This is a genomic window from Streptomyces sp. NPDC033136 (assembly GCF_055578235.1).
On the sequence record NZ_JBVIPD010000002.1, the window covers coordinates 121,485 to 147,272 of the forward strand.

Consider the following 25,788-nt stretch of genomic DNA (forward strand, 5'->3'; position numbering starts at 1 on the left):
AGCCGGGTGGTGAGCCTGCGAGGAATCAGCCGGGTGGTGAGCCTGCGAGGAATCAGCCGGGTGGTGAGCCTGCGAGGAATCAGCCGGGTGGTGAGCCTGCGAGGAATCAGCCGGGTGGTGAGCCCGTGAGGAACCAGTCGGGTGGTGAGCGTGCCAAGAGCCAGCCCGGCGGTGAGCCGGCGAAGAGCCAGCCCGGCGGTGAGCCGGCCAGGAACCAGCCCGGCGGTGAGCCTGCCAAGAATCAACCTGCCCCCGAACCCCCGGCCGGTCAGCCTCCGCCAGGCACAGGCACAGGCACAGGCACAGGCACAGGCACAGGCACAGGCACAGGCACAGGCACAGGCACCGACGCCGCCCCCGGCCCCGTGAAACGAACCGACCCCCCGGACGACTCCGCGAAGGGAGACTCATGAACACCGGTGAACTCACCGACCTCGGACAGCAGCTGCGTGTGGACAGTGTTCGCGCCGCCGCCGCGGCGGGATCCGGGCACCCGACGTCGTCGATGTCCGCTGCGGACCTGGTGGCCGTGCTGTTCGCACACCACCTCCGCTACGACTTCGACCGCCCGGCCCACCCCGGCAACGACCGCTTCGTCCTGTCCAAGGGCCACGCCACGCCGCTGCTGTACGCCGCGTACAAGGCGGCCGGCGCCCTCGACGACGAGGAGCTGCTCACCTTCCGCAAGCTGGGCAGCCGCCTCGAAGGGCACCCCACCCCGCAGCGCCTGCCGTGGGTCGAGACGGCCACTGGTTCGCTCGGCCAGGGCCTGCCCGTCGGGGTGGGCATCGCGCTGGCCGGCAAGCGGCTGGACCGCACCGGCTACCGCACCTGGGTGCTGTGCGGCGACAGCGAGCTGGCCGAGGGGTCCGTGTGGGAGGCCGCCGAGCACGCCGGATACGAACACCTGGACAACCTCACCGTGATCGTCGACGTCAACCGGCTCGGCCAGCGCGGTCCCACCCGGCACGGCCACGACCTCGACGCCTACGCCCGCCGCTTCCAGGCCTTCGACTGGCACACCATCGAGGTCGACGGCCACGATGTGGACGCCGTCGACCGCGCCTACGGAGAGGCCGCCTCCACCAAGGGCCAGCCCACCGCGATCCTCGCCCGCACCCTCAAGGGCAAGGGTGTCGAGGGTGTCCAGGACCGCGAGGGCCTGCACGGCAAGCCGCTGCCGGAGGCGGAGGAGGCGATCGCCGAACTCGGCGGCTCCCGCGATCTCCGCGTGCGGGTGCAGGAGCCGCCGGCCACCCGCATGCTGCACTCCGTCCACACCGGCGACGTCGAGCTCCCGAGGTGGGACAAGGGCGAGGAGGTCGCCACCCGCAACGCCTTCGGCGAGGCGCTGGCCGCCCTCGGCACCGGCCGCGGCGACATCGTCGCCCTCGACGGCGAGGTCGGCGACTCCACCCGCGCCGAGTTCTTCGCCAAGGAGCACCCCGACCGCTACTTCGAGTGCTACATCGCCGAGCAGCAGCTGGTCGCCTCCTCGGTCGGGCTCGCGTCCCGCGGCTGGGTGCCGTACGCCGCCACCTTCGCGGCCTTCCTCACCCGGGCGTACGACTTCATCCGGATGGCCTCCGTCAGCGGCTCGGGCATCAACCTCGTCGGCTCGCACGCGGGCGTCGCCATCGGCCAGGACGGGCCCAGCCAGATGGGCCTGGAGGACCTGGCCATGATGCGGGCGGTGCACGGCTCGACCGTGCTCTACCCGTGCGACGCCAACCAGACCGCGCGGCTCGTCGGCGCCATGGCCGGCCTGGAGGGCATCCGCTACCTGCGCACCTCGCGCGGCGCGAGCCCGGTGATCTACGGACCCGACGAGGAGTTCCCGGTCGGCGGGAGCAAGGTGCTGCGCTCCTCCGACCGCGACCGGCTGACCCTCGTCGCGGCGGGCGTCACCGTGCACGAGGCACTGGCCGCGGCCGACGCCCTGGAGCAGGAGGGCATTCAGGTGCGGGTGATCGACCTGTACTCCGTGAAGCCCGTCGACCGGGCCACGCTGCGCCGGGCCGCCGAGGAGACCGGCTGTCTGGTGACCGTGGAGGACCACCACCCGGAGGGCGGCCTCGGGGACGCGGTCCTCGACGCCTTCACCGACGGGCGCCCGGTGCCGCGCCTGGTGCGGCTCGCCGTACGGTCCATGCCGGGCTCGGCTTCCCCGGAGGAGCAGCTGCACGCCTCGGGCATCGACGCGGAGTCCATCGCGGCGGCCGGACGGCTGCTGGTGGAGGAGGCGGTCGTGCGGTGAGCGGCGCCGTCGGCACGCGCAGGGTGCGCGCGGGCCGCCGCACGGTGGAGGTGCACCGGCCGGACAAGGTGCTCTTCCCCGGTGGCGGCGACGCCAAGGAGTACACCAAGGGCGACCTGGTGGACTACCACCGGGCCGTCGCACCCTTCATGCTGCCGCACCTGCGCGGCCGGCCGCTGATGCTGGAGAGGCACCCGGACGGCCTCGACGGGCCCAGGTTCATGCAGAAGAACACCCCGGACCACTACCCGGAGTGGATCAAGCGCGTCGACCTGGCCAAGGCGGGCGGCACCGTCCGCCACACCGTGTGCGACGACACCGCCACCCTCCTCTACCTGGCCGACCAGGCGAGCATCACCCTGCACCGCTGGCTGTCCCGCGCGGCCGGCCTCGATCACCCGGACCGGATGGTCTTCGACCTCGACCCGGCAGGCGACGACTTCGAGGCCGTGCGCGAGGCCGCCCGGCTGCTCGGAGAACTGCTCGACGAGCTGGAGCTGCCCTCGGCGCTGATGACGACCGGTTCCCGCGGACTGCACGTGATCGTGCCGCTGAACGGCCGGCACGACTTCGACGAGGTGCGCGCCTTCGCCCGGGACGCCGCCGGCACCCTCGCCGAGGCGCACCCCGGCCGGCTCACCACCGCCGCCCGCAAGAAGGAGCGCGGCGAGCGGCTCTACCTCGACATCCAGCGCAACGCCTACGCCCAGACCGCCGTCGTGCCCTTCACGGTCCGGCCCCGGCCGGGCGCGCCGGTGGCCACCCCCATCACCTGGGCCCAGCTGGACGACCCGGAACTCGGCGCCCGGCGCTGGACCATCGCCGACGCGGTCGAGCAGGCCCGCGCCGACCCGTGGTCAGGCCTGCTGAACCGCGGCCGGGCGCTGGGACCGGCCCGGCGGCGGCTGAACGCCCTGCGCGGCTGAGGCACCTCGCCGGCCGCCGGGGCGAGTGGCAGATGCATACATCGGGAGAGGTTTGGCGAACACGCTTGCGGCCACACGGAGGGGGAGGTGGCCATGTCGAACACAAAAAACACGCAAGAGTCACAAGGTCCACAGAAGTCACAGGACTCTCGGAATTCGAGCAGAACGAACGACAACCAGACGGCCCCGAAGCGGCCGAGCCCCATGGAAGTGCTGCGTCAGGCCCGCGGCCAGCTCGCGGAACTCACCGGGATGGAAGCCGAATCCGTGTCGTCCTTCGAGCAGACGGAGGAGGGCTGGGCGCTGGAGATCGAGGTCCTCGAACTCGAGCGCGTGCCCGACACGATGAGCCTGATGGCGAGCTACCAGGTGGAGCTCGACGCCGACGGGCAGCTCACGGGCTACCGACGCGTCCGCCGCTATGAACGCGGTCGGTCCGACGCGCGCAGGCCCGGCGGCCGCTAGGCCGCCCGACCGGAACCGCACCCACACACGAGGAGGAACACCCGGCATGACAGTCGTACCGGCACAGCAGTCTGGCGGCGGAGGCGGCAGCAGCGGTCTCTACGACGTACTTGAGCTTGTCCTGGACAGGGGGCTCGTGATCGACGCGTTCGTCCGAGTGTCCCTGGTCGGTATCGAAATCCTCAAGATCGACGTCCGCGTCGTCGTAGCCAGCGTCGACACCTACCTGCGCTTCGCCGAGGCGTGCAACCGGCTCGACCTGGAGGCCGGGCCGCGCAAGGACCCGGGCCTGCCCGATCTGGTCGGCGAGATGACCGAGTCCGGCGCCCGCGGCAAGTCCAAGGGGGCACTGTCCGGCGCCGCCGAGACCATCTCAGACGCCTTCCAGCAGGCGCGGAGCGAGGGCTCCGAGCGTGAGACCGAGTCGCGTCCGCGAGCCCGCAAGAGCACGTCGGCTCGCCGTAAGGAGGAGCAGGAGTGAGCACTTACGTCTACGGCATCGCGGCGGGTTCGCACCCCGGTCTCCCCGAGGGCATGAGCGGCGTCGGCGACCCGCCCCGCCCGGTGCGCATCCTGCGCGAGGGTGACCTGGCGGCCGTCGTCAGTGAGGCGCCCGAAAATCTGCGACCCAAGCGCAAGGAACTGCTCGCCCACCAGAACGTGCTCAGCGAGGCGGGTGCGGCCGGCTGCGTGCTGCCCATGCGGTTCGGCAGCGTTGCCCCGGACGACAACTCCATCACCGCGGTGCTCGCCGAGCGTGCTGAGCACTACCAGGAGCGGCTGCGGGCCCTGGAGGGCCGGGTCGAGTACAACGTCAAGGCCAACCACGTCGAAGAGGCCGTCCTGCACCAGGTGATGGCCGAGAGTCCGGACATCCGGAGTCTCGCGGAGGCCAACCGGCAGGCGGGCGGCGGCAGTTACGACGACAAGATCCGGCTCGGCGAGATGGTGGCGGCCGCGGTCAAGGCCAGGGAGGCCGATGACGGCGCCGCGGTGCAGCGCGCCCTGGAAGGGGCCGCCGACGACGTGAGCGTGGGCCCGGAGTCCACCGGCTGGCTGGCCAACGTGTCGTTCCTGGTGGACCGGGAATCGGCCGAGTCCTTCCTGGCCGCGGTCGAACAGGTACGCAAGGACATGCCGCACCTGGAGGTGCGGATCAACGGTCCGCTCCCGCCGTACAGCTTCGTCGAGCCCGGTCCGGCCGAGCCCGCGGGCACCGTGGCGAGCGGAACGGACACCGGAGTGGGGTGACGACGTGGGCCTGATCTCTGAGGTGCTGCTGCTGCCGTTCGCACCGGTACGCGGCAGCGCCTGGGCCATCAAGCAGGTGGTGCAGGAGGCCGAGCGGATCTACTACGACCCCGCCACGATCCGGGCCGAACTGGCCCGCCTTGAGGAGCGGATGGAGGCCGGAGAGATCACGGAGGAGGAGTTCGACCGTCTGGAGGACGAACTCCTCGACCGGTTGGAGATCGCTTCGCGCGGCAGCGCGGGAACAGGCAACGGGACAACACCATGAACCGAACGGGACTGGGTCTCGCCATAGGGGCCGGATACCTCCTGGGACGGACCAAGAAACTGAAGATGGCGATGGCCGTCGGCGGTCTGGTCGCCGGGAAGAAGCTGAACCTGAGCCCGCGCATGGTCGCGGACCTGCTCCAGCAGCAGCTGCGGAACAACCCGCAGTTCAAGGAGATCGGCGACCAGCTGCGCGAGGACCTGCGCGGTGTCGGCAAGGCCGCCTCCGGTGCCATGGTCGAGCGGCAGATGGACGCCCTCGCCGACCGGCTGCACGGCCGTACCGCCCAGGTGCGCGACCATCTTACGGGCGCGGTGCCCGGCGGGCAGGACGAGGACGCCGAGGACGCCGAATACGAGGACGACGAGCCCGAGGCGGAAGAGCCCGAGGACTCCGGAGCCGACGAGGACGAGGAGCCCGAGGACTCCGGAGCCGACGAGGACGAGGAGCCCGAGGCGGAAGAGCCCGAGGACTCCGATGCCGACCAGGAGGAGGAAGAGGAGGACGAGGAGCCGGAGGCGAAGAAGGCCCCCGCCAAGAAGGCGCCGGCGAAGAAGGCGGCGAAGAAGGCTCCCGCCAAGAAGGCCCCTGCGAAGAAGGCTCCCGCGAAGAAGACGGCGGGCCGGAAGGCGACGGGGAAGAAGACCACGGCCGCCAAGAAGGCGACCGCCGGGAACAGGGGCGGCAGCGCCCGCTCCCGGCTGGCGAAGGGAGGCGGTGAGGGATGACCGACACGCTCGGATCAGGTACCTCCGCCGCGAAGGGAGCGGCGAAGAACCCGCTCACCGACCTGGCCCACAGCGAGGCCGCCGACCGGCTCAAGGCCGAAGCCCAGGAGTACCTCGCCGCTCAGGCGACGCGCATGCTGACCGGCGTGGGCCGCAAGCTCGGCGAGACCACCGGCAAGCTGAACGACATCGCCGAGGGCAACAGCCCCGGTTTCGCCAAGGTCGCCCTCGACGGCGGCCGCAAGCTCGCCGAGGGCAAGAGCCCGGTGCGCGCCGCGCTGGAGACCGGCGGCTCGCAGCTCAAGGACAAGGTCACCGGTGCCTTCAAGAACCTGGGTGGTGGCGGCGGCAAGGGCAAGCGCAAGCGCTCGGCCGGCAAGAAGCCCACCGTCATCATCGAGCACATCGATGTCGGCGTGCCGCTGCGCACGGCGTACGACCAGTGGACCCAGTACCAGGACTTCAGCACCTTCGCGAAGGGTGTCAAGGCCGCGAGCAAGGCCGACGACACCACCTCGGACTGGCAGTTGAAGGTCTTCTGGTCCAACCGCAGCTGGAAGGCGCAGACGACGGAGCAGGTGCCCGACGACCGCATCGCGTGGAGCTCCGAAGGTGCCAAGGGCACCACGAAGGGCGTCGTCTCCTTCCACCGGCTCACCGACACCCTGACGCGCGTGCTGCTGGTCATCGAGTACTACCCGTCCGGGTTCTTCGAGAAGACCGGCAACATCTGGCGCGCCCAGGGCCGCCGCGCCCGGCTCGACCTGAAGAACTTCGTCCGCTTCATCACCATCAAGGGCGAGGCGGAGGACAGCTGGCGCGGCGAGATCCGCGACGGCGAGGTCGTCCGCAGCCACGAGGACGCCGTCGCCGAGGAGGAGGCGGAGTCCGAGGAGGAGCGCCCCGAGGACGAGGAGCCGGAGGACGAGTACGAGGAGGACCAGCCCGAGGCGGAAGAGGAGGACGAGGAGGAGGAGGAACCCGAGGGTGAGGAGGAGCCCGAGGGCGAGTACGAGGACGACGCCGAGGCCGAAAACGACGAGGAGGCCGAGGACGAGGAAGAGCCCGAGGGTGATGAGGAGCCCGAGGCGGAGGCCGAGGAAGACGAGGACGAAGCCGAGTACGCCGAGGGCGGGAGCCGCCGATGACGACGCCCAGCAGGATGCCCGAACCCTACGGCCAGGGGAGCGGCGCCAACCTCGCCGACATCCTGGAACGGGTGCTGGACAAGGGCATCGTGATCGCGGGCGACATCCGCATCAACCTGCTCGACATCGAACTCCTCACCATCAAACTGCGGCTGATCGTCGCGTCGGTCGACAAGGCGAAGGAGATGGGCATCGACTGGTGGGAGACCGACCCGGCCCTCTCCTCGCGGGCCCGTCGGGACGAACTGACCCGCGAGAACGCCGAGCTGCGCGAGAGGCTGGCCCGGCTGGAGGAGCTGGAGCCCGGCCGGACGGAGAAGAAGGAGGCACCGTGACCGGACTGCGGTACGTCTACGCCGTCTGCCGCCCCTTCGGCACCCCGCTCCAGGCCCAGCTGACCGGGGTGGCGGGCGACCCGCCCCGGGTCCTGACCCACCACGGCCTGGTCGCCGTGGTCAGCCACGTGCCGGAGCGGGACTTCGCCGAGGAACCGCTCCGCGCGCATCTGGAGGACCTGGACTGGCTCACCGAGACAGCCCGCGCCCACCAGGGCGTGATCGACGCGCTCACCACCGTCACCACCCCGCTGCCGCTGCGGCTCGGCACCGTCTTCCACGACGACAGCGGCGTGCGGACCATGATGGAGGCCCGCGAGGAGGATTTCCGCCGCACCCTCGACCGGCTGGAGGGCCGCGTCGAATGGGGCGTCAAGGTGTACGCGGAGTCCGCCGAACCGCAGGAAAGCGCCCGGCCCGCGCAGAAAGCCACCTCGGGCCGGGACTACCTGCGGCAGCGGCGTATGCAGACCAGGTCGCACGAGGAGATGTGGCAGAAGGCCGAGACTTTCTCCACCCGACTGCATGAGGAGCTCTCCGGGTTCGCGGAGGATTCCCGGCTGCATCCCCCGCAGAATCCCGCGCTTTCCAAGGTGAGCGGTCGGAACGTGCTGAATGCCGCCTATCTCGTCCCGCGGGCGCATTCCGAGGAATTCGTGGAAATGGTGGACCGTACGAAGGGCGAGGTGCCCGGAATGCGCGTGGAACTCACCGGCCCCTGGGCCGCCTATTCGTTCGCCGGGGAGGGCACATGACCGACGGGGGGAAGCCGTGACCGCAGTGGAACGCCGTGAGGTGGCCCTCGTGGACCTGCTCGACCGGCTGCTCGCCGGCGGGGTCGTGATCACGGGGGACATCACCCTGCGGATCGCCGACGTCGACCTCGTCCGTATCGACCTCAACGCGCTCATCAGCTCGGTGAACGCCCAGGTGCCCTCCCCGTTCGAGGAGTTGCTGTGACCACCCCCGACAGCCCCCGGCCACCCCGCAAACGGCTGGACCTGGAGCCCGACACCGTCGAGCGCGACCTGGTCAAGCTCGTGCTGACGGTGGTGGAACTGCTGCGCCAGCTGATGGAACGCCAGGCGCTGCGCCGGTTCGACGTGGGGGACCTGGACGAGGACCAGGAGGAGCGGATCGGGCTCACCCTGATGCTCCTCGAGGAGCGGATGGCGGAACTGCGCGACCGCTACGGCCTGCGGCCCGAGGACCTCAACCTGGACCTCGGACCGCTCGGACCGCTGCTTCCCCGGGACTGACGCGTATCTCCCGGGTCCGGCTCGTATCTCGCGGAACCGACAGTCTCCCGCCACCGATCAATCTCCCGCTACCCATCAATCTCCCGGTACCGATCAAGGGGCCGACTCGAAAAACCCGTCCGCCCGGTACCTGCCAGGTACCGGGCGGACGGGTTTTTCATGATCGGGATGTCTGCTTACCACCTGTACCAGCGGCCCCTGCCGCCGGCTGCGGACGTACCACGGACGAAGAATCCCAGCAGCCAGACGACGAGAACCGCCAGCGCGATCCACCAGAGCACCTCTACTGCAAATCCGGCGCCGAAAAGAATCAAGGCCAGAAGCAGCACCAGCAGGATGGGAACCATAATTCTAACCTCCTGCTTTTATAGTGTCCCAGAAAACGGGTTTCAGGCTTCTTTACGGCAGAGAATTTCTCCGTGCAGCACGCTGAACCACCCGTCGTCCCGCGTGCCCCACTCCCGCCACGCCCCGGCCACCGCCCGCAGCTGCTCGTCCGTCGCGTGCCCGCCCAGCCGGGCGCGGTCCGCGTACGCCGACGCCACCGTCCGGTCGGCCCACAGCCCGCTCCACCACGCCCGCTCCTCCGGCGAGGTGAACGTCCAGGTGCCGGAGCCGGCCGTGACGTCCGTGAACCCCGCTCGCAGCGCCCAGGCCTTCAGCCGGCGCCCCGCGTCCGGCTCGCCGCCGTTGCCCCGGGCGACCCGGCGGTAGAGGTCCAGCCAGGCGTCGAGCCCCGGGGACGCCGGATACCAGGTCATGGCCTCGTAGTCCGCGTCCCGCACGGCGACGAACCCGCCGGGCCTCACGACCCGTCTCATCTCCCGCAGCGCCCGCACGGGGTCGCCCACGTGTTGCAGCACCTGGTGGGCGTGGACCACGCAGAACGTGTCGTCGGGGTAGTCCAGGGCGTGCACGTCGGCGACCGCGAAGTCGGTGTTGGCCAGCCCCCGCCCGGCAGCCGTGGACCGCGCCCGCTCCAGGATCTCGGGGGCCCGGTCGACACCCGTGACATGCCCGTCGGGCACGAGCTCCGCCAGGTCGGCGGTGATGGTGCCCGGGCCGCAGCCGATGTCCAGGATCCTCATGTGGGGCCTGAGCGAAGGCAGCAGGTACGCGGCCGAGTTGGCGGCGGTCCGCCAGGTGTGCGAGCGCAGTACGGACTCGTGGTGCCCATGGGTGTAGACGGCGGACTCCCGGGGTTCCGGCATGGCGGATCCCACCCCTTCCGGTCGGGTCGGCATGTGATCACCGTACGCATCTCGGCCGAATAATGAGACACGTGTCTCTCTATGTGGACCGAGCCGGGCGGGTGCGGCCGGGCGCTCCGAAATGCGTTTGCCCGGCATGCGAGTCCCCACGGACAATCGCGCCCATGGGTCATCTCGAAGCCGCGCACCTGGAGTACCACCTGCCCGACGGAAGGGCACTGCTGGGTGACGTGTCGTTCCGGGTGGGGGAGGGGGCCGTCGTGGCCCTCGTGGGGCCCAACGGGGCCGGGAAGACGACCCTGCTCCGGATGCTCGCCGGTGAGCTCAAGCCGCACGGCGGTTCCGTCACCGTCGGCGGCGGCCTCGGCGTCATGCGGCAGTTCGTCGGATCCGTACGCGACGAGACGACCGTACGGGACCTGCTCGTCTCCGTCTCGACCCCCCGCATCCGCGAGGCCGCCCGGGCCGTGGACGCGGCCGAGCACGCGCTCATGACCGTCGACGACGAGGCCGCCCAGCTGAAGTACGCCCAGTCCCTCGCGGACTGGGCGGAGGCCCGCGGCTACGAGGCCGAGACGCTGTGGGACATGTGCACCACGGCCGCGCTCGGCGTCCCGTACGACAAGGCGCAGTGGCGCCAGGTCCGCACCCTCTCCGGCGGCGAGCAGAAGCGCCTGGTCCTGGAGGCCCTCCTGCGCGGCACCGACGAGGTGCTGCTGCTCGACGAGCCGGACAACTACCTCGACGTGCCGGGCAAGCGCTGGCTGGAGGAGCGGCTCAAGGAGACGCGCAAGACCGTGCTGTTCGTGTCGCACGACCGGGAACTGCTGGCCCGTGCCGCCGAGAAGATCGTGAGCGTGGAACCGGGCCCGGCGGGCGCCGACGCCTGGGTGCACGGTGGCGGGTTCGGCACGTACCACGAGGCCCGCCGGCAGCGGTTCGAACGCTTCGAGGAACTGCGCAGGCGCTGGGACGAGAAGCACGCCCAGCTGAAGAAGCTGGTCCTGACGCTCCGTCAAGCTGCCGAGAACAGCCATGAGATGGCCTCCCGCTACCGCGCCGCCCAGACCCGTCTGCGCAAGTTCGAGGAGGCGGGCCCGCCCCCGGAGCCGCCGCGTGAGCAGGACATCAGCATGCGGATCAAGGGCGGCCGCACCGGCGTCCGGGCCGTCACCTGCGAGAGCCTGGAGCTCACCGGCCTGATGAAGCCCTTCGACCTGGAGGTCTTCTACGGCGAACGCGTCGCCGTCCTCGGCTCCAACGGCTCCGGCAAGTCCCACTTCCTGCGCCTGCTCGCCGGCGACGACGTGGCGCACACCGGCCGGTGGAAGCTCGGCGCCCGGGTCGTCCCCGGACACTTCGCGCAGACCCACGCGCACCCGGAGCTGGAGGGCCGCACGCTCCTCGACATCCTGTGGAAGGAGCACGCGCAGGACCGCGGCGCCGCGATGTCCCGCCTGCGCCGCTACGAGCTGACCCACCAGGCCGAGCGGACGTTCGACCGCCTCTCAGGCGGCCAGCAGGCCCGGTTCCAGATCCTCCTGCTGGAACTGCAGGGCGTGACGGCCCTGCTGCTCGACGAGCCGACCGACAACCTGGACCTGGAGTCCGCCGAGGCACTCCAGGAGGGCCTGGAGGCCTTCGACGGCACGGTCCTCGCGGTCACCCACGACCGCTGGTTCGCCCGCTCCTTCGACCGCTACCTGGTCTTCGGCAGCGACGGCCGGGTCCGGGAGACCCCGGACCCGGTCTGGGACGAACGCCGGGTGGAACGGGCCCGCTGAGGGCCCTGGCTCACTTCCAGCGCAGGAGCGCCCCCAGCCCGCCGACCGGAGCCTCCTGGCCGGTCGAGGGAGCCGCCGACACCGCCAGCGCGCCGGCGTCCGTGGCCACCGCCGACCTGATCAGTGCGTCGTCCGCCCGGGCCGGCCACGAATGCTGCTCGCCCAGGGTCTTCAGATCCGTACGCCGCACCGCGACCTGGTCGGCCTCCTCGCCGATCCACACCTCGCGGTGCGCGTCCGGCCCGTCCGGCCTGATCAGCAGCTCGTCGATGCGATGCTCCCGCGCGGCCTCGATCAGCGCGGGCACGCCCTCCACGGCGCCGGCCCGGCCCTCGTCGTCCGGGGTGCGGGCGGCCAGGAACCGGTCCAGCTCGGCAGCGGCCCGCCGCTGGACATGCTCGGCACGGGCCCGCTCCACGTCCCCGTCGAGGAGCCGGCTGCCGGTGCCGTGCGGCGCCTCGACGACCAGGTCGTGCAGCCGCTTCGGCAGCCGCTCGTGCACGGACCGCCGCTCCCGGTCGTCCCCGACGAGAATCAGCAGGTCGGCCCGTGTCTCCTCCTGGCACACGGCCAGCGCGTCGGCGACCTCCGCGGCGTTGTGCTCCCAGGTGTTCTCCACTCGGAGCTGGAAGTGCCGCTCGGACCAGTCCAGGGAGCTCGTCCGGTGCAGCGGCCACTGCCGCCCGGTGACGCTGCCCGCCTCCTGGCGGCCCAGCGCGCTGCGCAGCTCGAAGTCCGCGCCCTTGCGGTCGACGTACGCCACCACGCACACCGGGTCCTCGCCGGCCAGCTCCAGCAGCGGCGTGACCCGGGGCAGCGGCGCCCATTCGGCCCAGTCGCCGCCCTGCGGGGGACGGGCCAGCGAAGGGTCGAGAACGACCTCGCCGGCGCGCGCGAACAGGGCCCGGCCGTGTGGTTCGGAAGAGTGCCGCAGATCCTCGATCGCCCCCTGCACGGCCCGGCAGGTCGCCTCGTCGGCGCCCTGCTCGGCGAGCTGCCTCGCCATGGCCTGGGCCGTCAGCTGCCGCTCGTGGGGGGTGTCCTCCGTGTGCCGGGACGTGTCGACGTATACGGAGGCCCAAGGCCCGGGGTGTTCGTACAGTGGGTGCAGAAAAGCGAGATCCATGGCTCCCTCCCGGGTGCCGCTCGGGGGTAGTGCTCAGTTGCTCCGGGGGCGGGTACCCGGACCGCGGAGACGAACACGAGGAGCGGGGTGACACGATGACCGGAGTGGACCCAGACCGGCTGGACGACCAGCAGCTCATGAAGGAGCTGGAGACCATCCACCGCACGCGCCACGACACGCTGCTGTACGGCTCGAACGACGCGCTGCGGGCCCACAACGAGCGCATGGCGCAACTCGAAGGCGAGTTTCTGCGCCGCAACCCGCGCCGCCCGGTGGCCGCGGGCCGCACACGCGAAGGGGCCCGGGAGCGGGGGAGCGGGGAGTCGACGACTCCCACGACCCCCGGCACCTGAGCCCCTCGCAGGACAGCACCGGAACGAAAAGAACCAGACAGGACCGGACAGGCAGGACAGGCAGGACCGGACCGGCTCCAGCGCGGCCCGGCCCCCGGATCAGTGCCGCACCGGCCCCCGCCCCCAATGCCGGTGCGCCGCGATCGCGTCCACGAACGCGTCCAGGAACTCCTCGCTCGCCGGACCCGGCGAGGTGTCCGTCACCACGCCCTGGTCCACGACCACGCGCTGGAACTCCGTCGACAGCCTCAGCCCCTCGGGCTCCAGCGCCGACAGGACGCCCACGCCCGAGCCGAGCGCCCCCACCGGCTTGCCGTGCCGGAAGGCGTCCCGCACGAACCGCACCGCGTCCGGGTCGGTCGCCGCCGGCGGGGTGCCGACGGGCCCGCCGGGCAGCAGCACGGCGTCGTACAGCACGGACGCCACGGTCGGCAGCGCACGGTCGACCGTGTACGTCTCACCGTCGGACCCGGTGATCGTCCCGTCCGTCGCGGCCAGCGCCTCGACGATCGCCCCCTCGGCGGCCAGCCGCTCCCGCACCGAGGTGATCTGCTCGGCGTCCACCCCGTCCGTGACGAGCACCGCGATCTGCCGGGTCCGGATCGAACCGTCCCCGCGCAGCGACTCCAGACTGAGCGCGGGGGAGGCCAGCTTGTACGAAGCCTGCGCACCGGACGGCTCCGGCACCCCGACACCCCGCGCCACCTGCACCGCCAGCTCCCCGTCGACCTTGGCCAGGTGCTCGACCGTACGCGCCCGCACGGTCATCGCGCCCACCTTGCCGAGCTCGAACCGGAACGCCTCGACGATGTGCTGCTTCTCCCAGTCCGCCATGCTGTTCCAGAACATCGCCGTCTGGCTGTAGTGGTCCTGGAAGCTGGGACTGCGGCGCCGGATCTTGTGACCGTCGACCCGTTCGGCGTGGTGCGTGTAGGCACTTCCGCCGGCGCCCGCGTGGGCCGGGCAGCCTCCGCCGAGCGAGTTCGGGAAGTAGTTCGTGCCGGAGTGGATCGCGCTCTGGTGGTAGCCGTCGCGCTGGTTGTTGCGCACCGGCGCGACCGGCCGGTTCACCGGCAGCTGCGAGAAGTTCGGCCCGCCGAGCCGGATCAGCTGAGTGTCCAGGTAGGAGAAGTTCCGCGCCTGGAGCAGCGGGTCGTTGGTGAAGTCGATGCCGGGGACGACGTTCGCCGTGTGGAAGGCGACCTGCTCGGTCTCCGCGAAGAAGTTCTCCGGGTTGCGGTCCAGCACCATCCGGCCGATCGGCCGCACCGGCACCTGCTCCTCCGGGATGATCTTCGTCGGGTCGAGCAGATCGAAGTCGAACGCGAACTCGTCCTCTTCCGGCACGAGTTGCACACCCAGTTCCCACTCGGGGTACTCGCCCGCCTCGATCGCGTCCCACAGGTCACGCCGGTTGAAGTCCGGGTCGCGGCCCTGGCACTCCTGCGCCTCGTCCCACACCAGTGAGTGCACGCCCAGGCGCGGCTTCCAGTGGAACTTCACGAACGTGCCCTTGCCGTCCGCGTTGACGAACCGGAAGGTGTGCACGCCGAAGCCCTGCATCATGCGGTAGCTGCGGGGGATCGCCCGGTCGGACATCAGCCACATGATCGTGTGCAGCGTCTCGGGCTGGAGCGACACGAAGTCCCACAGGGTGTCGTGCGCGGACGCGCCCGTCGGGATGTCGTTGTGCGGCTCGGGCTTCACCGCGTGCACGAAGTCGGGGAACTTGATGCCGTCCTGGATGAAGAAGACCGGGAAGTTGTTCCCGACCAGGTCGTAGTTCCCCTCCGACGTGTAGAACTTCGTCGCGAAGCCGCGCACGTCCCGCACGGTGTCCGCCGAACCCTTCGGGCCCTGCACGGTGGAGAACCGTACGAATACCGGCGTCCGCACGGACGGGTCCTGGAGGAACGCCGCGCGCGTGAACTCCGCGCAGGACTCGTACGGTTCGAAAAAGCCGTACGCGCCCGCGCCCCGGGCGTGCACCACCCGCTCCGGGATCCGCTCGTGGTCGAAGCGGGTGAGCTTCTCCCGGAAGTGGAAGTCCTCCATCAGCGTCGGACCGCGCTCGCCCGCCGCCAGGGAGTCGTCGGTGTGGTCGACCTCGACACCCTGGTCGGTGGTGAGCGGTCCACCGGCCGGATCGTCCGCCCGGAACGCCTCGCGCTGTTCTTGCTTCCGGTCGGCGGGAGAGGCCATCAGGCGGCCTCCTCGGTGAAGACGTCGAGGAAGGTCTCGCAGAACGCCTTCAGGTCGTCCGGCTTACGGCTGGTGACCAGCTTGTTCGCGCCGTGGTCACAGACCTGCACCTGCTCGTCGACCCAGGTGCCGCCCGCGTTGCGGATGTCGGTGCGAAGGCTCGGCCAGGAGGTCAGCGTCCGGCCGCGTACGACGTCCGCCTCGACCAGCGTCCACGGCGCGTGGCAGATCGCGGCGACGGGGCGGCCGTGTTCGAAGAAGTCCCGGACGAACGCGACGGCCTTGGCGTCCATCCGCAGGAAGTCCGGGTTGGCCACGCCACCGGGCAGCACCAGCGCGCCGAACGAGCCGGGCGAGGCGTCCCCCACGACCTCGTCGACCGGGAAGGTGTCCGCCTTGTCGAGGTGGTGGAACGCCTGGATCTCCCCCTGCTTCGTCGACACGAGCACGGGTTCGTGACCGGCGTCCTTCGCGGCCTGCCACGGATCGGTCAGCTCGACCTGCTCGACACCCTCGGGCGCCACCAGAAATGCGATACGCATGATGTTCCACGTCCTTTCCCGGCGCGACCGGCAGTCCAGCGCGCCACGTCGCTCCTCGCGTTCTTGTCGCTCTCGCGGTTCCTGCGGCCCGGGCGCACGCTCCGCGGCGGATGTCCGCCGACAGCGGCCCGCCGACGCGGCGCCGGCCCTCCCGCTTGCTCTCGACTGCTGTCGACGGCCGTGCGGACGTCCCGCAGTGCCGTCACGCGCCGCCCCGGGCGTCCGGTTCGGCGCGGCTGATGTCGGCGAGCGCCGAGGCGGGGTCCTCGGCCTCGGCCAGGTCGCCGAGACTCACCATCCCGACCGGCAACCCCTTCTCCACCACCGGCAGCCGGCGTACCGCGTGCTCACGCATCAGCGCGACCGCGGTCGCCACCCGGTCGTCCGGCGTCACCGTGACCGGGTTCCTCGTGCACACGGTCTGCGCGCTCACCGCCATCGGGTCGGAGCCGTCGGCGACGGCCCGAACGGTGATGTCACGGTCGGTGAGCACACCGACCACGTCCTGCCCCTCGGCCACCACCACGTCGCCGATGTTCTGCGTGCGCATCAGCTGCGCCGCCTCGACGAGCGAGGCGTCCGGGCGCACGGCGACCACACCCGGGGTCATCACTTCCTTCACGAACTCGGCCATCGGGCCCTCCGTCCCTTCCCAGGCCGGTGGGGGCACCGCGGCGCACCGCGATGCCCCCGACGCGGTCCCTACGCGTACTCCTCCGGTCCGGTCTCCCTGGCCCGGACCAGGGCCTGGGCCAGTTCCTGGACAGTGCCGTAGCGCTCCTGGTGCGGCAGCCGCTCCATCGCCTCGACGAGGCCGTCGGGCGCCTGGTGGCCGCGCAACTCGCGGACCAGCTCACGGGTGCTCGCGGGGAACGCCCTGCGGCCCAGGATCCGCGCCAGCTCCAGCCGCACGGACTCCAGGGACGTCGGTGCACGGCTCGGCGTCACCGGCCCGTACGCGACCGCGGGGTCGTCCTCGGCGGCCGGCTCCGGGTCGTGCCACTCCTCACTGCGCGTGGGGTGCCCGGACCTGAGCAGACCCTGCAGTTCGTGCTTCATCTCGTCGTCCCGGTGGACGCTCAGCCGGTCGCTGCCTCGCTGCATGTCTCCCTCCAGACGTTCGGGGGCCCGCACCGCGTACCCGTACACCGGGAGCCGACACAGGTTCCGTCCGCCGGATCGCCGCCGTACCCACTGGTTTGCGCCACCGCCTCCGGGACACCCGGTTCGCCCCCCCACACATCACTGGGGAAGGACCCGCCATGGCGATGCTCGCTGTGCTCATCCCGCCGCTCATGCTCGGAGTGGTGCTGGTGCTGGGCCGTTACGAGGAGCTGCTGCTGCCGCAGGAGGACGCCGGCCGGCGTGAACCGGCCGGCGTGCCCCCCGGGGCCGCGGCGGCTACTTCTCCTGCCGCTTCGGCAGGAACTCCTGCACCTTCGCCTTGAAGCCCTGCTTGACCATCGATCCCCGGTCCGCGTCGCCCTTCAGGACCGGCGCGGCGGTCGCCTCCATCTGGTCCAGCGCCGGGTCGGCGGACCCCCACGTGCTGCGGGAGGGTGCGGCAGGAGGTCATGCGGGACGTGGCTCAGCGCCTGGGGTGTTCCAAAGTGTTCCCGGAGGTGTGGGCGAGCCGTGCGGGGCTTCGCGGCTCCCGCGGCGGAGCGGCGACCGATACGGCTCCGAGCCCCCCGGGGGGTTCCCCTTCACCCGGTCGGCGGGTGCTGTCCCGCGAATGGGGTCCCGTTCCGCGCGGGGCCGCTGTGGGCGGGCTGTCATGGCAGGAGGTCATGACGACCGAAGGAGCCCCCTCGATGCGCCGCAGCCTGCACGCCCTGTCCGTCACCGTCCTGGCCGGATCGGCCCTCCTGGGCTTCGCACCGGCCGTCCTCGCCGAACCGGCCGCCGAAGTCAGCCCCGCCACCGTCCGGCCCGGGGGCACGCTCACCGTCTCGGTCAGCTGTGATCCGAGCGGGGGGCCGCCGCCCGACAGCATCGACGCCACCTCACAGGCCTTCGACGAAGGCACGGTGCCGCTGCGCCGGGTCACGGGCGACGACGACAAGGTGTCCGGCCCTGCCTACCGCGGCACGGCGCGTATCGCCTCCGCCGAGAACTTCGAGGGTGATCCCGACGCCCTGGGGGAGGACTCCGCGTGGACCGTCGACGGCACCTGCCCGGCCGCTCCCGGCGGGGAGGGCAAGCAGTGGAGCGCCACGTTCACGGTGGCCCACGGCTCCGGCCCCCACGAACCGTCGCACCGGCCCACCCACGAGCCCTGCCCCGAGCCCTCGCACCACCGCGAACCGCACCCCACCGAGTGCGGCGGAGCGGTCGTCCAGCGCGGCGTGCGGGCCGGTGACGGCGGGGCCTTCACCGACTCCGTGCCCGCCCTGGTCGCTGGCGGGGTGCTGATCGCGGGCGCGTGCGGTGCCGCCGTGCACCGGCTGCGCAACCGGGAGAGCGACATCCACCGCTGACCCCCGGCGCGCACCCCAGTCCCGCACGCCCCCGATTCCCCGGTCCGGCCCGATCATGCTGTGACGGTCACGACCCGGCCGCGGCCCATGGGGCAACGGCACCGCGGGTACTCAGTGGCCGAGGGCACGAGCCGCACCGTACGGACCACCGGGCAGCGGACGGGGCACGCGCCGGAGGCGACACGACACGGCGGCACCAGGCACTGCGGAGGTACGGATGCGGCGGACGGACCCGCAAGGCCACGGCCCCGTCCGGTTCGGGCCGCCGCTCCCCGAGGACGGCCTGCCGGTGCTGCCGGAGCTGTCCGGGGTGCTCGCCGCGGCGGCGTCCCGAGGCGATCACGAGCCGGTCGGCGGCGGCCCGGCGCTGCGGGAGGCCGCCTGCGGCTACTGGGACCGGCGCGGACTGCACTGCGCCCCCGACCGCGTGGCCGCGGCCCCCGGTGCCCCGGCCCTGTTGCTCGCGCTGACCGCCGCCCTCGGCGGCGACGTCCTCGTACCGAGACCCTGCGCCGCCTGGTGGGCGCCGTACGCACGCCTGCTGGGGCGCCCTGCCTTCCATGTGCCGATCCCGCCGGAGAGCGGCGGCGTCCCCGACCCGTACGCCCTGCTGGAGACCGTGCGCCGGGTCCGGGCCGAGGGCGGCGACCCGCGCCTGCTCGTGCTGTCCGTCGCCGACGACCCCACGGCCACCGTCGCTCCTCCCGAGTTGCTGCACGAGACCCTCGAGGCCGCCCAGGGGGAGGGCCTGCACCTGGTCAGCGACGAGACCTGGCGCGACACCCTGCACGACCCGCACGGCACCGTGCTGCTCAGCCCGGCCGAGATGCTGCCGGACCGGGTGACCGTCGTCACCGACCTGGCCGGCGCCCTGCTCCCGCCCGGCTGGCCGGCCGCCGCGGCCCGCTTCCCGTCCGGCGAGGACGGCGACAGCCTCCACGCGCGCGTACTCGACGTCCTCACCGCCCTCGACGCCCGTGTCGCCACCCCGATCGCCGCGGCGGCCGGGTACGCCCTCGGGGAACCGGAACCGGTCACCGCGCGCGTCGCCGCCGTCGTGGGTCTGCACGCGCGCGTGGCGGCCGCGGCGCACTCCGCCGTCGTCGCCGCGGGCGCCCTCGCCCGGCCCCCGCGGTCCGGCCGCCACCTGTATGTCGACCTCACCCCGCTGCGCCCCGCGCTGAGCGCGCACGGCGTCGGTGACGCGCAGGACCTGGAGGACTTCCTCTCCGCCCGCCTCGGCATGCCCGCGCCGGGCGGCCACCGTTTCGGCGACGACCTCGAAACCCCGCGCGTGCGCCTTTCCACCGGCGCACTGGTGGCCGGCTCCGAGCCCGAACGCGCAGAATGCCTCACCTCACCCACGCCGTTGGAACTGCCGCACGTGCACCGCGCGTTGATTCACCTGAAGTCGGTCTTCGAAGATCTCCGCGACGAAGCCCAGCGATGGGAGCCTCCTCGATGACGCAGCAGTCCGAGTCGATCACGGGCACGACCACCCGGGAAGCCGACGACCCGGCCCTCCCGTCCCCGCTCGCGCCGCCGTACCCGCCGCTGGCCGAACCCCGGCCGCTGGCCGAGCGGAGAGTGTGGCCGCGCACCTTCCACGACCGGCTGACCGCCCCGCTCCCCGGCCTGAGGGCCATGGCCCGCTTCGCCCGCGAGGGCGCCGTGAGACCGGACCCGGAAGGCCTCGCCGACATCCCCCGGCTGCCCTACGCCCCGGCCCCGCTGCCCCGCGTCGACACCCGCACGGTCGCCGTCACCTGGGCGGGACACGCCAGTTGGGTCCTCCAGATCGGCGGGCTGACCGTCCTCACCGACCCGGTCTGGTCCCGCCGCATCCTCGGCACCCCGGCCCGCGTCACCCCGGTGGGCGTCCCCTGGGAGGACCTGCCCCGCGTCGACGCGGTCGTCATCAGCCACAACCACTACGACCACCTGGACGCCCCCACCCTGCGCCGGCTCCCGCGCGACACCCCAGTGTTCGTCCCGGCGGGGCTGGCCGGCTGGTTCCACCGCCGCCGCTTCACTCGCGTCACCGAGCTCGACTGGTGGGAGGCGTCCGAACTGAACGGCGTCCGCTTCGACTTCGTCCCGTCCCACCACTGGTCCAAGCGCACCCTCACCGACACCTGTCACAGCCTCTGGGGCGGCTGGGTCCTCACCGACCAGGGCGGCCGGCGCGTCTACTTCGCCGGCGACACGGGCTACGGCCACTGGTTCTCCCGCATCGGCCGCCGCTACCCCGGCATCGACCTGGCCCTCCTCCCCATCGGCGCCTACGACCCCCGCTGGTGGCTCAGGGACGTCCACTGCGACCCGGAGGAAGCGGTCCGCGCGGCCCAGGACCTGGGAGGGACCAGGATGGCCCCCATGCACTGGGCCACCTTCGTCCTGTCGGCGGAGCCGGTCCTGGAGCCCCTCACGCGCGTACGGGCGGCCTGGGAGAAGACGGGCCTGCCCCGGGAGAACCTGTGGGACATGCCGGTCGGCGCCTCAAGGGTGCTGGAGGCGTTCCGGGGGTGAACGGCGCTACCGGAACCGCCGCACCACACTCGGCACCGCGCTGATCACCAAGGCCAGCCCGATCGCCGCCACGACCCCTTCCCACGGCTCATCGAACAGCGAACCCCCGAGAACGCCGATCAGCTGATACGTCGCCGTCCAGGCCAGACAGGCCGGGAAGTTCCCCCGGGCGAACCGCCGGATCGGCCACTTCGCCAGCAGACACGCCAGCATCACCGGAAGCCGCCCCGCCGGCACCAGCCGGGACAGCACCAGCACGGCAATCCCGTGCGCGGCCAGTTTCTCCTGCGCCCGCGCCAGCCGGTCCTCCGGCGCCCGGGCCCGCATCGCCTCCAGCCAACGCGACCCGTTCCTGGACTTCAACCCGCGCCGCCCCAGCCAGTACAGCGCCGCATCACCCAGGAACGCCGCCAGCGACGCCGTCACGAACACCATCGCCAGGGAGAACGGTGCCGTCTGGTGAACCGCGACCACCGCCGCCGAACTCACCAGCGCCCCCGTCGGGATCACCGGCACCAGCGCCCCGGCCAGCACCAGCACGAAGAGCGTCGGATACCCGATCGCCTGCTGCGTGGACTCCGGCAGCACGGCCGCCGGGGTGACGGGCGCCGCCGCGAGCAGGGGCAGACCGGCCTGCGCCAAAGGCGTGCTCCAGGTCACCGCGCGACTTCCAGGCGCACGCTCTCCCCGTGCCCCAGCCGGTGCACCGCCACGCCGGGCGCCTGCCGGGCCGCGAGCCGTACGAACTCCTCACCCGGCGCGTGGAACTCGTGGGGGCGCACGGCGTCCATCCCGATCGGCCAGTACGTGCCGTAGTGCACCGGCACCGCGCTGTGCGGCGCCAGTTGTGCCAGCGCCTGAGCCGCCCGGCCCGCGTCCAGATGGCCCTCGCCCAGGTACGGCCCCCAGCCGCCCACCGGCAGCAGCGCCACCTCGACCGGTCCGACCTCCTTGGCCATCTCGTCGAACAGCCCGGTGTCCCCGGCGAAGTACGTCCGGGCCTCGCCGGCTATGACGTAGCCGAGCGCGGGGGAGCGGTGAGGTCCGAGCGGCAGCCGCCGCCCGTCGTGCCGCGCGGGCACGGCCCGTACGACGAGGTCGCCGACCGGTGTCTCGTCCCCGGGCGCCAGCTCGCTCACCCGCAGGTGCGCGAGCCGGCGCAGCCCGGGTACGGCGCGGCGCGCGCCCCGGGGCACGAGCAGGCGCGTGCCCGGAGCGAGCCGCATCAGCGACGGCACATGCAGATGGTCGGCATGCAGATGCGAGACCAGGGCCACGTCCGCGTGATGGGCCTCGGGCGGCGGCAGGTCCCCGCGCCGGCGGCGCAGGTGCGCGAGCCGGCGCGCGAACAACGGGTCGGTGAGCACGCGTACGTTCGAGTCCTCGACCGTGCAAGTGGCGTGACCCCACCAGGTGATCTCCACCGGCACTTCCTTGCCTCCTTCGCGCGACTCCCCGAAGCCTACGTGCAGGAGTAGGGTCGGCGGCGAAACCGGAGGTGAGGGGGGGACGCCATGGTGCCGGTGCGGGTCACGGCGATCGCGAGTCTGACGCCGCTCGAGGAGCTGGACGACGATCCCTTCCTGGTCGACTCCCGCAGCCAGCACGCGATGTGCGCCCGGTGGGCCGCCGAGCGGGGATACGTGGTCAGCCGGGAGTTACTGGTGCGGGGGCTGCGGCCCGACCACGGCGCGCTGTGGGACGGCGTCCGGCCCGGCCTCGACCTGTTCGTGGCGCCCAGCCGGCGGGTGCTGGAGAGCGCGCTCGCGTCCGTCGAGGAGTTCACCGCGGAGTGCGCGCGGCGCGGAGTGCGGGTCGAGACGGTGGGGCGCGCGGAGCCGGCGTACGACGCGGCGATGAAGGCGTGCGTGCACCGCAGGCTCTCGATGCCGACGGCCGGGTACGACGGCCGCTGACGCGGCGGTTCGCCGCGCCGGGCGGATGCCGGCTGCGGGCGGCTGGGCACCGGCCCGCGGATCGGCCGCGGGGCGGCTGGGCACCGCCCCGCGGAGCTGTCGTGGTTGGCTCCCGTCGCGGCGGGAAGGAGACAGCGACCCCGGCTCGAAGGGGCATGCGAGGGACGGAAAGCGTCTGGCGGGGCGTTGAGACACTGTGGGTGAGGGTCCGTGGTCGCGGCGGGCCGGGACGTGAGGTGGCGGGGCGTGCGGGGCGTGCGGTGGCGGCGGGCCGCCAGTCAGGTGGGGCGGAGCGTCGCCGTGTGGGCGGTCTCCACCGTCACCCTGCTCGTGCTCGCCGGGATCCTCCCGGACTTCCGGCTCCGCTCGGCGGACGGTGACAGCGCGACCGACATCGCCGTCACGGCGGCGTTCGGCGCCGGTGCCTTCGGCCTGCTGTCGGCCGTGGTGTGGCCGCTTCTCGTGCGGCTGCTGCTCCTCGTACCGGCGCTCGTGCTCGGGCTGCTGGTGTTCTTCCTCAACGGCGCGCTGCTGCTGCTCGCCCTGCGCCTCAACCCCGGCGAGCGCGGCACCGCCGCCCCGGAGACCGCCGTCGTGGTCGCCGCCGTGATGTCCGCCGTGGCGTCCGCGACCGGCGCCGCCCTGGCGGTGCGCGACGACGACGCCTACCGCCGCCGGCTGTACCGCCTCTCCGACCGCCGCCGGTCCGGGCCGCCCTGCCCGTCGAGCCCCGGCACCGTCTTCCTGCAACTTGACGGCGTCGGCCACGACACCCTGCTGGACGCGGTCGGCAAGGGCCTGATGCCCACCGTCGCCCGCTGGCTCGGCCCAGGTGACGGCGGCCGCCCCACCCACCGGCTCGCCCCCTGGCGCACCGACTGGTCCAGCCAGACCGGCGCCAGCCAGCTCGGCATCCTGCACGGCAGCAACCACGACGTCCCCGCGTTCCGCTGGTACGAGAAGGACAGCCGCGAGGTGGTCGTCTGCAACCGCCCGACCAGCGCCGCCGAACTCCAGCGCCGTGCCGTCGCATACGCGGGGCACGAGGGCCTGCTCGCCGTCGACGGGGCCAGCCGCGGCAACCTGTTCAGCGGCGGCGCCGGACAACAGGCCCTCGTGCTGTCCGTCGCCGCTCGCCGCAGCCGGGAGAACCGCTCTCGCGCGGGCTACTTCGCCTACTTCTCCGACCCGGCCAACGCCGTGCGCACCGCCCTCTCCTTTGTCGCCGAGGTGGGCCGGGAGATCGGCCAGTCCACCCGGGCACGCCTGCGCGAGCAGCGCCCCCGGGTCTCCCGCGGCGGCCTCTACCCGCTGGTCCGGGCCTTCGCGACCGTCGTCGAGCGGGACGTCGTCGTCTCCGCCGTGACGGGCGACATGCTCGCCGGCCGCACCGCCGTCTACGCCGACCTGGTGGCCTACGACGAGGTCGCCCACCACTCCGGCCCGGCGAGCCGCGACGCGCAGAAGGTCCTCGAACGCCTCGACCGCTCCCTCGCCCTGATCGAGAACGTCGCCGAGCACGCCCCGCGCCCGTACCGGATCGTCGTGCTGTCCGACCACGGCCAGAGCCCCGGCGAGACCTTCCGCTCCCGCTACGGCCTCACCCTCGGCGACCTGGTGCGGGCCGGCTGCGGACTGCCCGTGCCGCGCCGCGCCGAGCACACCCGCAGCGGGACGGAGGCCCGCGCCGCCGTGCGCGCCGCCCTGCGCATCCCGGTCGAGGAGGGCGGCGAGCGGCACCGCCCCACGCGCCGCTCGGAGCCGATCGTGCTGGCCTCCGGCAACCTCGGCCTGGTCTCCTTCCCGGACGTCGCGCACCGCATGAGCAAGGAGGAGATCGACGCCCGCCACCCCGCGCTGCTGCCGACCCTCGCCAACCACCCCGGCATCGGTTTCCTGCTGGTCCGCAGCGAGGAGCACGGCGGTGTCGTGCTCGGCGCGTACGGCGCCGAGATCCCGCTGGCCGACCTCGACGACAACCCGGGCCCGCTCGCCCCGTTCGGCCCGGGCGCGGCCGATGCGGTACGCCGTACGCATGCCTTCCCGCACACCGCCGACATCATGGTCAACTCCTTCCACGACCCGGCCGACGGCGAAGTCCTCGCCTTCGAGGAGCAGATCGGCTCCCACGGCGGTCTCGGCGGCGCGCAGGGCAGGCCCTTCCTGCTGTCACCGGCCGCCCTGTCCCCGCCGGTGGAGGACGGGGAGGAACTCGTGGGCGCCGAGCACGTGCACCGGGTGCTGCGCCGCTGGCTGCGCGAGACGAACGGACCGCAGGTCCCGCTGGAGGCCACCGAGGAGCGCGCCGCCTGAGGACCGGCTGCGTCCGGGAAGCCGTACGCACACATCCCGCGGGGATCGCCGTAGCCGTCCACCGCCAGAAGGGCAGGTCTTCCGCGTGAGTTGAGCGGGAGTGTGATCGGATGGGGGACAGGAACCCGGTCATGGTTCCGGATACTTCATCGAAAGGATGCGTCATGGCAGCCACCCGCTCCGCACACACCGTGTGGGAAGGCAACCTGTTCAAGGGCAACGGAGCCGTCACCTTCGACTCCTCCGGCATCCTCGCCGAGCAGCCGGTCACCTGGGCGGCCCGCACCGAGGAGCCGGGCGGGAAGACCAGCCCCGAGGAGCTGATCGCCGCGGCCCACTCCAGCTGCTTCTCGATGGCCTTCAGCAACATCCTCGACAAGGCCGGCACCCCGCCGACCAGGCTGGTGACCTCAGCCGACGTCACCTTCCAGCCCGGCGAGGGCATCACCGGCATCCACCTCACCGTCGAGGGCACCGTCCCCGGCATGGACGAGGAGGCCTTCCTTGCCGCCGCCGAGGAGGCCAAGGTCGGCTGCCCGGTCAGCCAGGCCCTCAAGGCCACGCCCATCACGCTGACCGCCAAGCTCGCCTGAGCACACCCACCCGCGTCGGGGGGGGGGGGGGGGGGGGGGGGGAGGGGGGGGGGGGGGGGGGGGAGGGAGGGGGGGGGGGGGGGAGTGGAGAAAAAAAGCACT

At 72.4% G+C, this 25,788-nt stretch carries 29 protein-coding genes; 20 read left to right on the forward strand and 9 right to left on the reverse strand.

The features are described from left to right. Positions 1-409 precede the first annotated feature (409 nt). From ACZ5TL_RS03685 to ACZ5TL_RS03740, 12 genes are all read left to right on the forward strand, one after another. Positions 410-2,257 (forward strand): transketolase, encoded by a 1,848-nt coding sequence (locus ACZ5TL_RS03685; protein WP_468587295.1) that lies wholly within the window; start codon positions 410-412, stop codon positions 2,255-2,257. Beyond that, on the forward strand, positions 2,254-3,183 hold the full coding sequence (gene ligD / locus ACZ5TL_RS03690; protein ID WP_468587297.1) for a non-homologous end-joining DNA ligase: 930 nt from the start codon (positions 2,254-2,256) through the stop codon (positions 3,181-3,183). Before ACZ5TL_RS03685 ends, ligD begins: the two co-directional genes overlap by 4 nt. A 93-nt stretch (positions 3,184-3,276) precedes the next feature. Beyond that, complete coding sequence (locus tag ACZ5TL_RS03695; protein ID WP_468587983.1) at positions 3,277-3,648, forward strand: gas vesicle protein GvpO; 372 nt, start codon at positions 3,277-3,279, stop codon at positions 3,646-3,648. A gap of 46 nt (positions 3,649-3,694) precedes the next feature. Further along, complete coding sequence (locus ACZ5TL_RS03700) at positions 3,695-4,129, forward strand: gas vesicle structural protein GvpA (RefSeq protein WP_468587299.1); 435 nt, start codon at positions 3,695-3,697, stop codon at positions 4,127-4,129. Continuing rightward, a complete protein-coding gene (locus tag ACZ5TL_RS03705) occupies positions 4,126-4,899 on the forward strand; it encodes a GvpL/GvpF family gas vesicle protein (RefSeq protein ID WP_468587301.1) in 774 nt (257 codons plus the stop codon). Before ACZ5TL_RS03700 ends, ACZ5TL_RS03705 begins: the two co-directional genes overlap by 4 nt. A 4-nt stretch (positions 4,900-4,903) precedes the next feature. Next, on the forward strand, positions 4,904-5,167 hold the full coding sequence (locus tag ACZ5TL_RS03710) for a gas vesicle protein GvpG (protein WP_468587303.1): 264 nt from the start codon (positions 4,904-4,906) through the stop codon (positions 5,165-5,167). Then, the gene (locus tag ACZ5TL_RS03715) at positions 5,164-5,895 is read left to right on the forward strand and encodes a DNA primase (protein WP_468587305.1); all 732 of its coding nucleotides are present in this window, start codon (positions 5,164-5,166) and stop codon (positions 5,893-5,895) included. Before ACZ5TL_RS03710 ends, ACZ5TL_RS03715 begins: the two co-directional genes overlap by 4 nt. Next, complete coding sequence (locus tag ACZ5TL_RS03720; protein ID WP_468587307.1) at positions 5,892-7,043, forward strand: SRPBCC family protein; 1,152 nt, start codon at positions 5,892-5,894, stop codon at positions 7,041-7,043. The genes ACZ5TL_RS03715 and ACZ5TL_RS03720 overlap by 4 nt, the downstream gene beginning before the upstream one ends. Then, positions 7,040-7,378 (forward strand): gas vesicle protein, encoded by a 339-nt coding sequence (locus tag ACZ5TL_RS03725; RefSeq protein ID WP_468587309.1) that lies wholly within the window; start codon positions 7,040-7,042, stop codon positions 7,376-7,378. The genes ACZ5TL_RS03720 and ACZ5TL_RS03725 overlap by 4 nt, the downstream gene beginning before the upstream one ends. Next, positions 7,375-8,133: a GvpL/GvpF family gas vesicle protein gene (locus tag ACZ5TL_RS03730; RefSeq protein ID WP_468587311.1), complete on the forward strand. Its 759-nt coding sequence runs from the start codon at positions 7,375-7,377 to the stop codon at positions 8,131-8,133. The genes ACZ5TL_RS03725 and ACZ5TL_RS03730 overlap by 4 nt, the downstream gene beginning before the upstream one ends. Before the next feature lie 16 nt (positions 8,134-8,149). Further along, positions 8,150-8,338: a gas vesicle protein gene (locus ACZ5TL_RS03735; RefSeq protein ID WP_468587313.1), complete on the forward strand. Its 189-nt coding sequence runs from the start codon at positions 8,150-8,152 to the stop codon at positions 8,336-8,338. Then, positions 8,335-8,637 (forward strand): gas vesicle protein K, encoded by a 303-nt coding sequence (locus ACZ5TL_RS03740; protein ID WP_468587315.1) that lies wholly within the window; start codon positions 8,335-8,337, stop codon positions 8,635-8,637. Before ACZ5TL_RS03735 ends, ACZ5TL_RS03740 begins: the two co-directional genes overlap by 4 nt. 176 nt (positions 8,638-8,813) lie before the next feature. Here ACZ5TL_RS03740 and ACZ5TL_RS03745 read toward each other — a convergent pair whose 3' ends face one another. Together ACZ5TL_RS03745 and ACZ5TL_RS03750 are read right to left on the reverse strand one after the other, a co-directional pair. After that, the gene (locus ACZ5TL_RS03745) at positions 8,814-8,984 is read right to left on the reverse strand and encodes a hydrophobic protein (protein ID WP_468587317.1); all 171 of its coding nucleotides are present in this window, start codon (positions 8,982-8,984) and stop codon (positions 8,814-8,816) included. 42 nt (positions 8,985-9,026) lie between these two features. Beyond that, positions 9,027-9,848, reverse strand: a complete 822-nt coding sequence (locus ACZ5TL_RS03750) for a methyltransferase domain-containing protein (protein WP_468587985.1) — start codon at positions 9,846-9,848, stop codon at positions 9,027-9,029. A 164-nt stretch (positions 9,849-10,012) separates the two neighbouring features. Between ACZ5TL_RS03750 and ACZ5TL_RS03755 the strand changes: the two genes are divergently transcribed. Continuing rightward, positions 10,013-11,632 (forward strand): ABC-F family ATP-binding cassette domain-containing protein, encoded by a 1,620-nt coding sequence (locus ACZ5TL_RS03755; protein ID WP_468587319.1) that lies wholly within the window; start codon positions 10,013-10,015, stop codon positions 11,630-11,632. Positions 11,633-11,642: 10 nt separating this feature from the next. Here ACZ5TL_RS03755 and ACZ5TL_RS03760 read toward each other — a convergent pair whose 3' ends face one another. Continuing rightward, entirely contained in the window at positions 11,643-12,758 is a 1,116-nt protein-coding gene (locus ACZ5TL_RS03760) for a baeRF2 domain-containing protein (RefSeq protein ID WP_468587321.1), read from the reverse strand. A gap of 95 nt (positions 12,759-12,853) precedes the next feature. On the opposite strand from ACZ5TL_RS03760, the gene ACZ5TL_RS03765 reads away from it, so the two are divergent. Continuing rightward, complete coding sequence (locus tag ACZ5TL_RS03765) at positions 12,854-13,111, forward strand: DUF6158 family protein (RefSeq protein WP_468587323.1); 258 nt, start codon at positions 12,854-12,856, stop codon at positions 13,109-13,111. Positions 13,112-13,210: 99 nt separating this feature from the next. On the opposite strand, the gene ACZ5TL_RS03770 is transcribed toward ACZ5TL_RS03765, so the two are convergent. The 4 genes from ACZ5TL_RS03770 to ACZ5TL_RS03785 form a co-directional block, all read right to left on the reverse strand. Then, positions 13,211-15,313, reverse strand: a complete 2,103-nt coding sequence (locus ACZ5TL_RS03770) for a catalase (protein ID WP_468587325.1) — start codon at positions 15,311-15,313, stop codon at positions 13,211-13,213. Beyond that, entirely contained in the window at positions 15,313-15,855 is a 543-nt protein-coding gene (locus ACZ5TL_RS03775) for a type 1 glutamine amidotransferase domain-containing protein (RefSeq protein ID WP_468587327.1), read from the reverse strand. Before ACZ5TL_RS03775 ends, ACZ5TL_RS03770 begins: the two co-directional genes overlap by 1 nt. Before the next feature lie 202 nt (positions 15,856-16,057). Beyond that, positions 16,058-16,489, reverse strand: coding sequence for a CBS domain-containing protein (locus ACZ5TL_RS03780; RefSeq protein ID WP_468587329.1), 432 nt, complete (start codon positions 16,487-16,489; stop codon positions 16,058-16,060). A 68-nt stretch (positions 16,490-16,557) separates the two neighbouring features. Further along, positions 16,558-16,959, reverse strand: a complete 402-nt coding sequence (locus ACZ5TL_RS03785) for a DUF2795 domain-containing protein (protein ID WP_468587331.1) — start codon at positions 16,957-16,959, stop codon at positions 16,558-16,560. Between the two features lie 710 nt (positions 16,960-17,669). Here ACZ5TL_RS03785 and ACZ5TL_RS03790 point away from each other — a divergent pair. The 3 genes from ACZ5TL_RS03790 to ACZ5TL_RS03800 all read left to right on the forward strand — a co-directional run bounded on the left by ACZ5TL_RS03790 (position 17,670) and on the right by ACZ5TL_RS03800 (position 20,864). Continuing rightward, positions 17,670-18,335, forward strand: a complete 666-nt coding sequence (locus ACZ5TL_RS03790) for a hypothetical protein (RefSeq protein WP_468587987.1) — start codon at positions 17,670-17,672, stop codon at positions 18,333-18,335. A 217-nt stretch (positions 18,336-18,552) separates the two neighbouring features. Continuing rightward, positions 18,553-19,800: an aminotransferase class I/II-fold pyridoxal phosphate-dependent enzyme gene (locus tag ACZ5TL_RS03795; RefSeq protein ID WP_468587333.1), complete on the forward strand. Its 1,248-nt coding sequence runs from the start codon at positions 18,553-18,555 to the stop codon at positions 19,798-19,800. Continuing rightward, entirely contained in the window at positions 19,797-20,864 is a 1,068-nt protein-coding gene (locus ACZ5TL_RS03800; RefSeq protein WP_468587335.1) for an MBL fold metallo-hydrolase, read from the forward strand. The genes ACZ5TL_RS03795 and ACZ5TL_RS03800 overlap by 4 nt, the downstream gene beginning before the upstream one ends. 6 nt (positions 20,865-20,870) lie before the next feature. On the opposite strand, the gene ACZ5TL_RS03805 is transcribed toward ACZ5TL_RS03800, so the two are convergent. Together ACZ5TL_RS03805 and ACZ5TL_RS03810 are read right to left on the reverse strand one after the other, a co-directional pair. Then, a complete protein-coding gene (locus ACZ5TL_RS03805) occupies positions 20,871-21,491 on the reverse strand; it encodes a DedA family protein (RefSeq protein ID WP_468587989.1) in 621 nt (206 codons plus the stop codon). 29 nt (positions 21,492-21,520) lie between these two features. Further along, positions 21,521-22,294 carry an MBL fold metallo-hydrolase gene (locus ACZ5TL_RS03810; protein ID WP_468587337.1) on the reverse strand — a complete coding sequence of 258 codons (774 nt, stop codon included), beginning with the start codon at positions 22,292-22,294 and terminating at the stop codon, positions 21,521-21,523. An 84-nt stretch (positions 22,295-22,378) separates the two neighbouring features. Here ACZ5TL_RS03810 and ACZ5TL_RS03815 point away from each other — a divergent pair, with 84 nt between their 5' ends. From ACZ5TL_RS03815 to ACZ5TL_RS03825, 3 genes are all read left to right on the forward strand, one after another. Further along, positions 22,379-22,780 (forward strand): hypothetical protein, encoded by a 402-nt coding sequence (locus ACZ5TL_RS03815; protein WP_468587339.1) that lies wholly within the window; start codon positions 22,379-22,381, stop codon positions 22,778-22,780. A gap of 246 nt (positions 22,781-23,026) precedes the next feature. Beyond that, positions 23,027-25,093 (forward strand): phage holin family protein, encoded by a 2,067-nt coding sequence (locus ACZ5TL_RS03820; RefSeq protein WP_468587341.1) that lies wholly within the window; start codon positions 23,027-23,029, stop codon positions 25,091-25,093. A gap of 164 nt (positions 25,094-25,257) precedes the next feature. After that, the gene (locus tag ACZ5TL_RS03825) at positions 25,258-25,686 is read left to right on the forward strand and encodes an OsmC family peroxiredoxin (RefSeq protein ID WP_356440236.1); all 429 of its coding nucleotides are present in this window, start codon (positions 25,258-25,260) and stop codon (positions 25,684-25,686) included. The last annotated feature ends 102 nt before the right edge of the window (positions 25,687-25,788 follow it).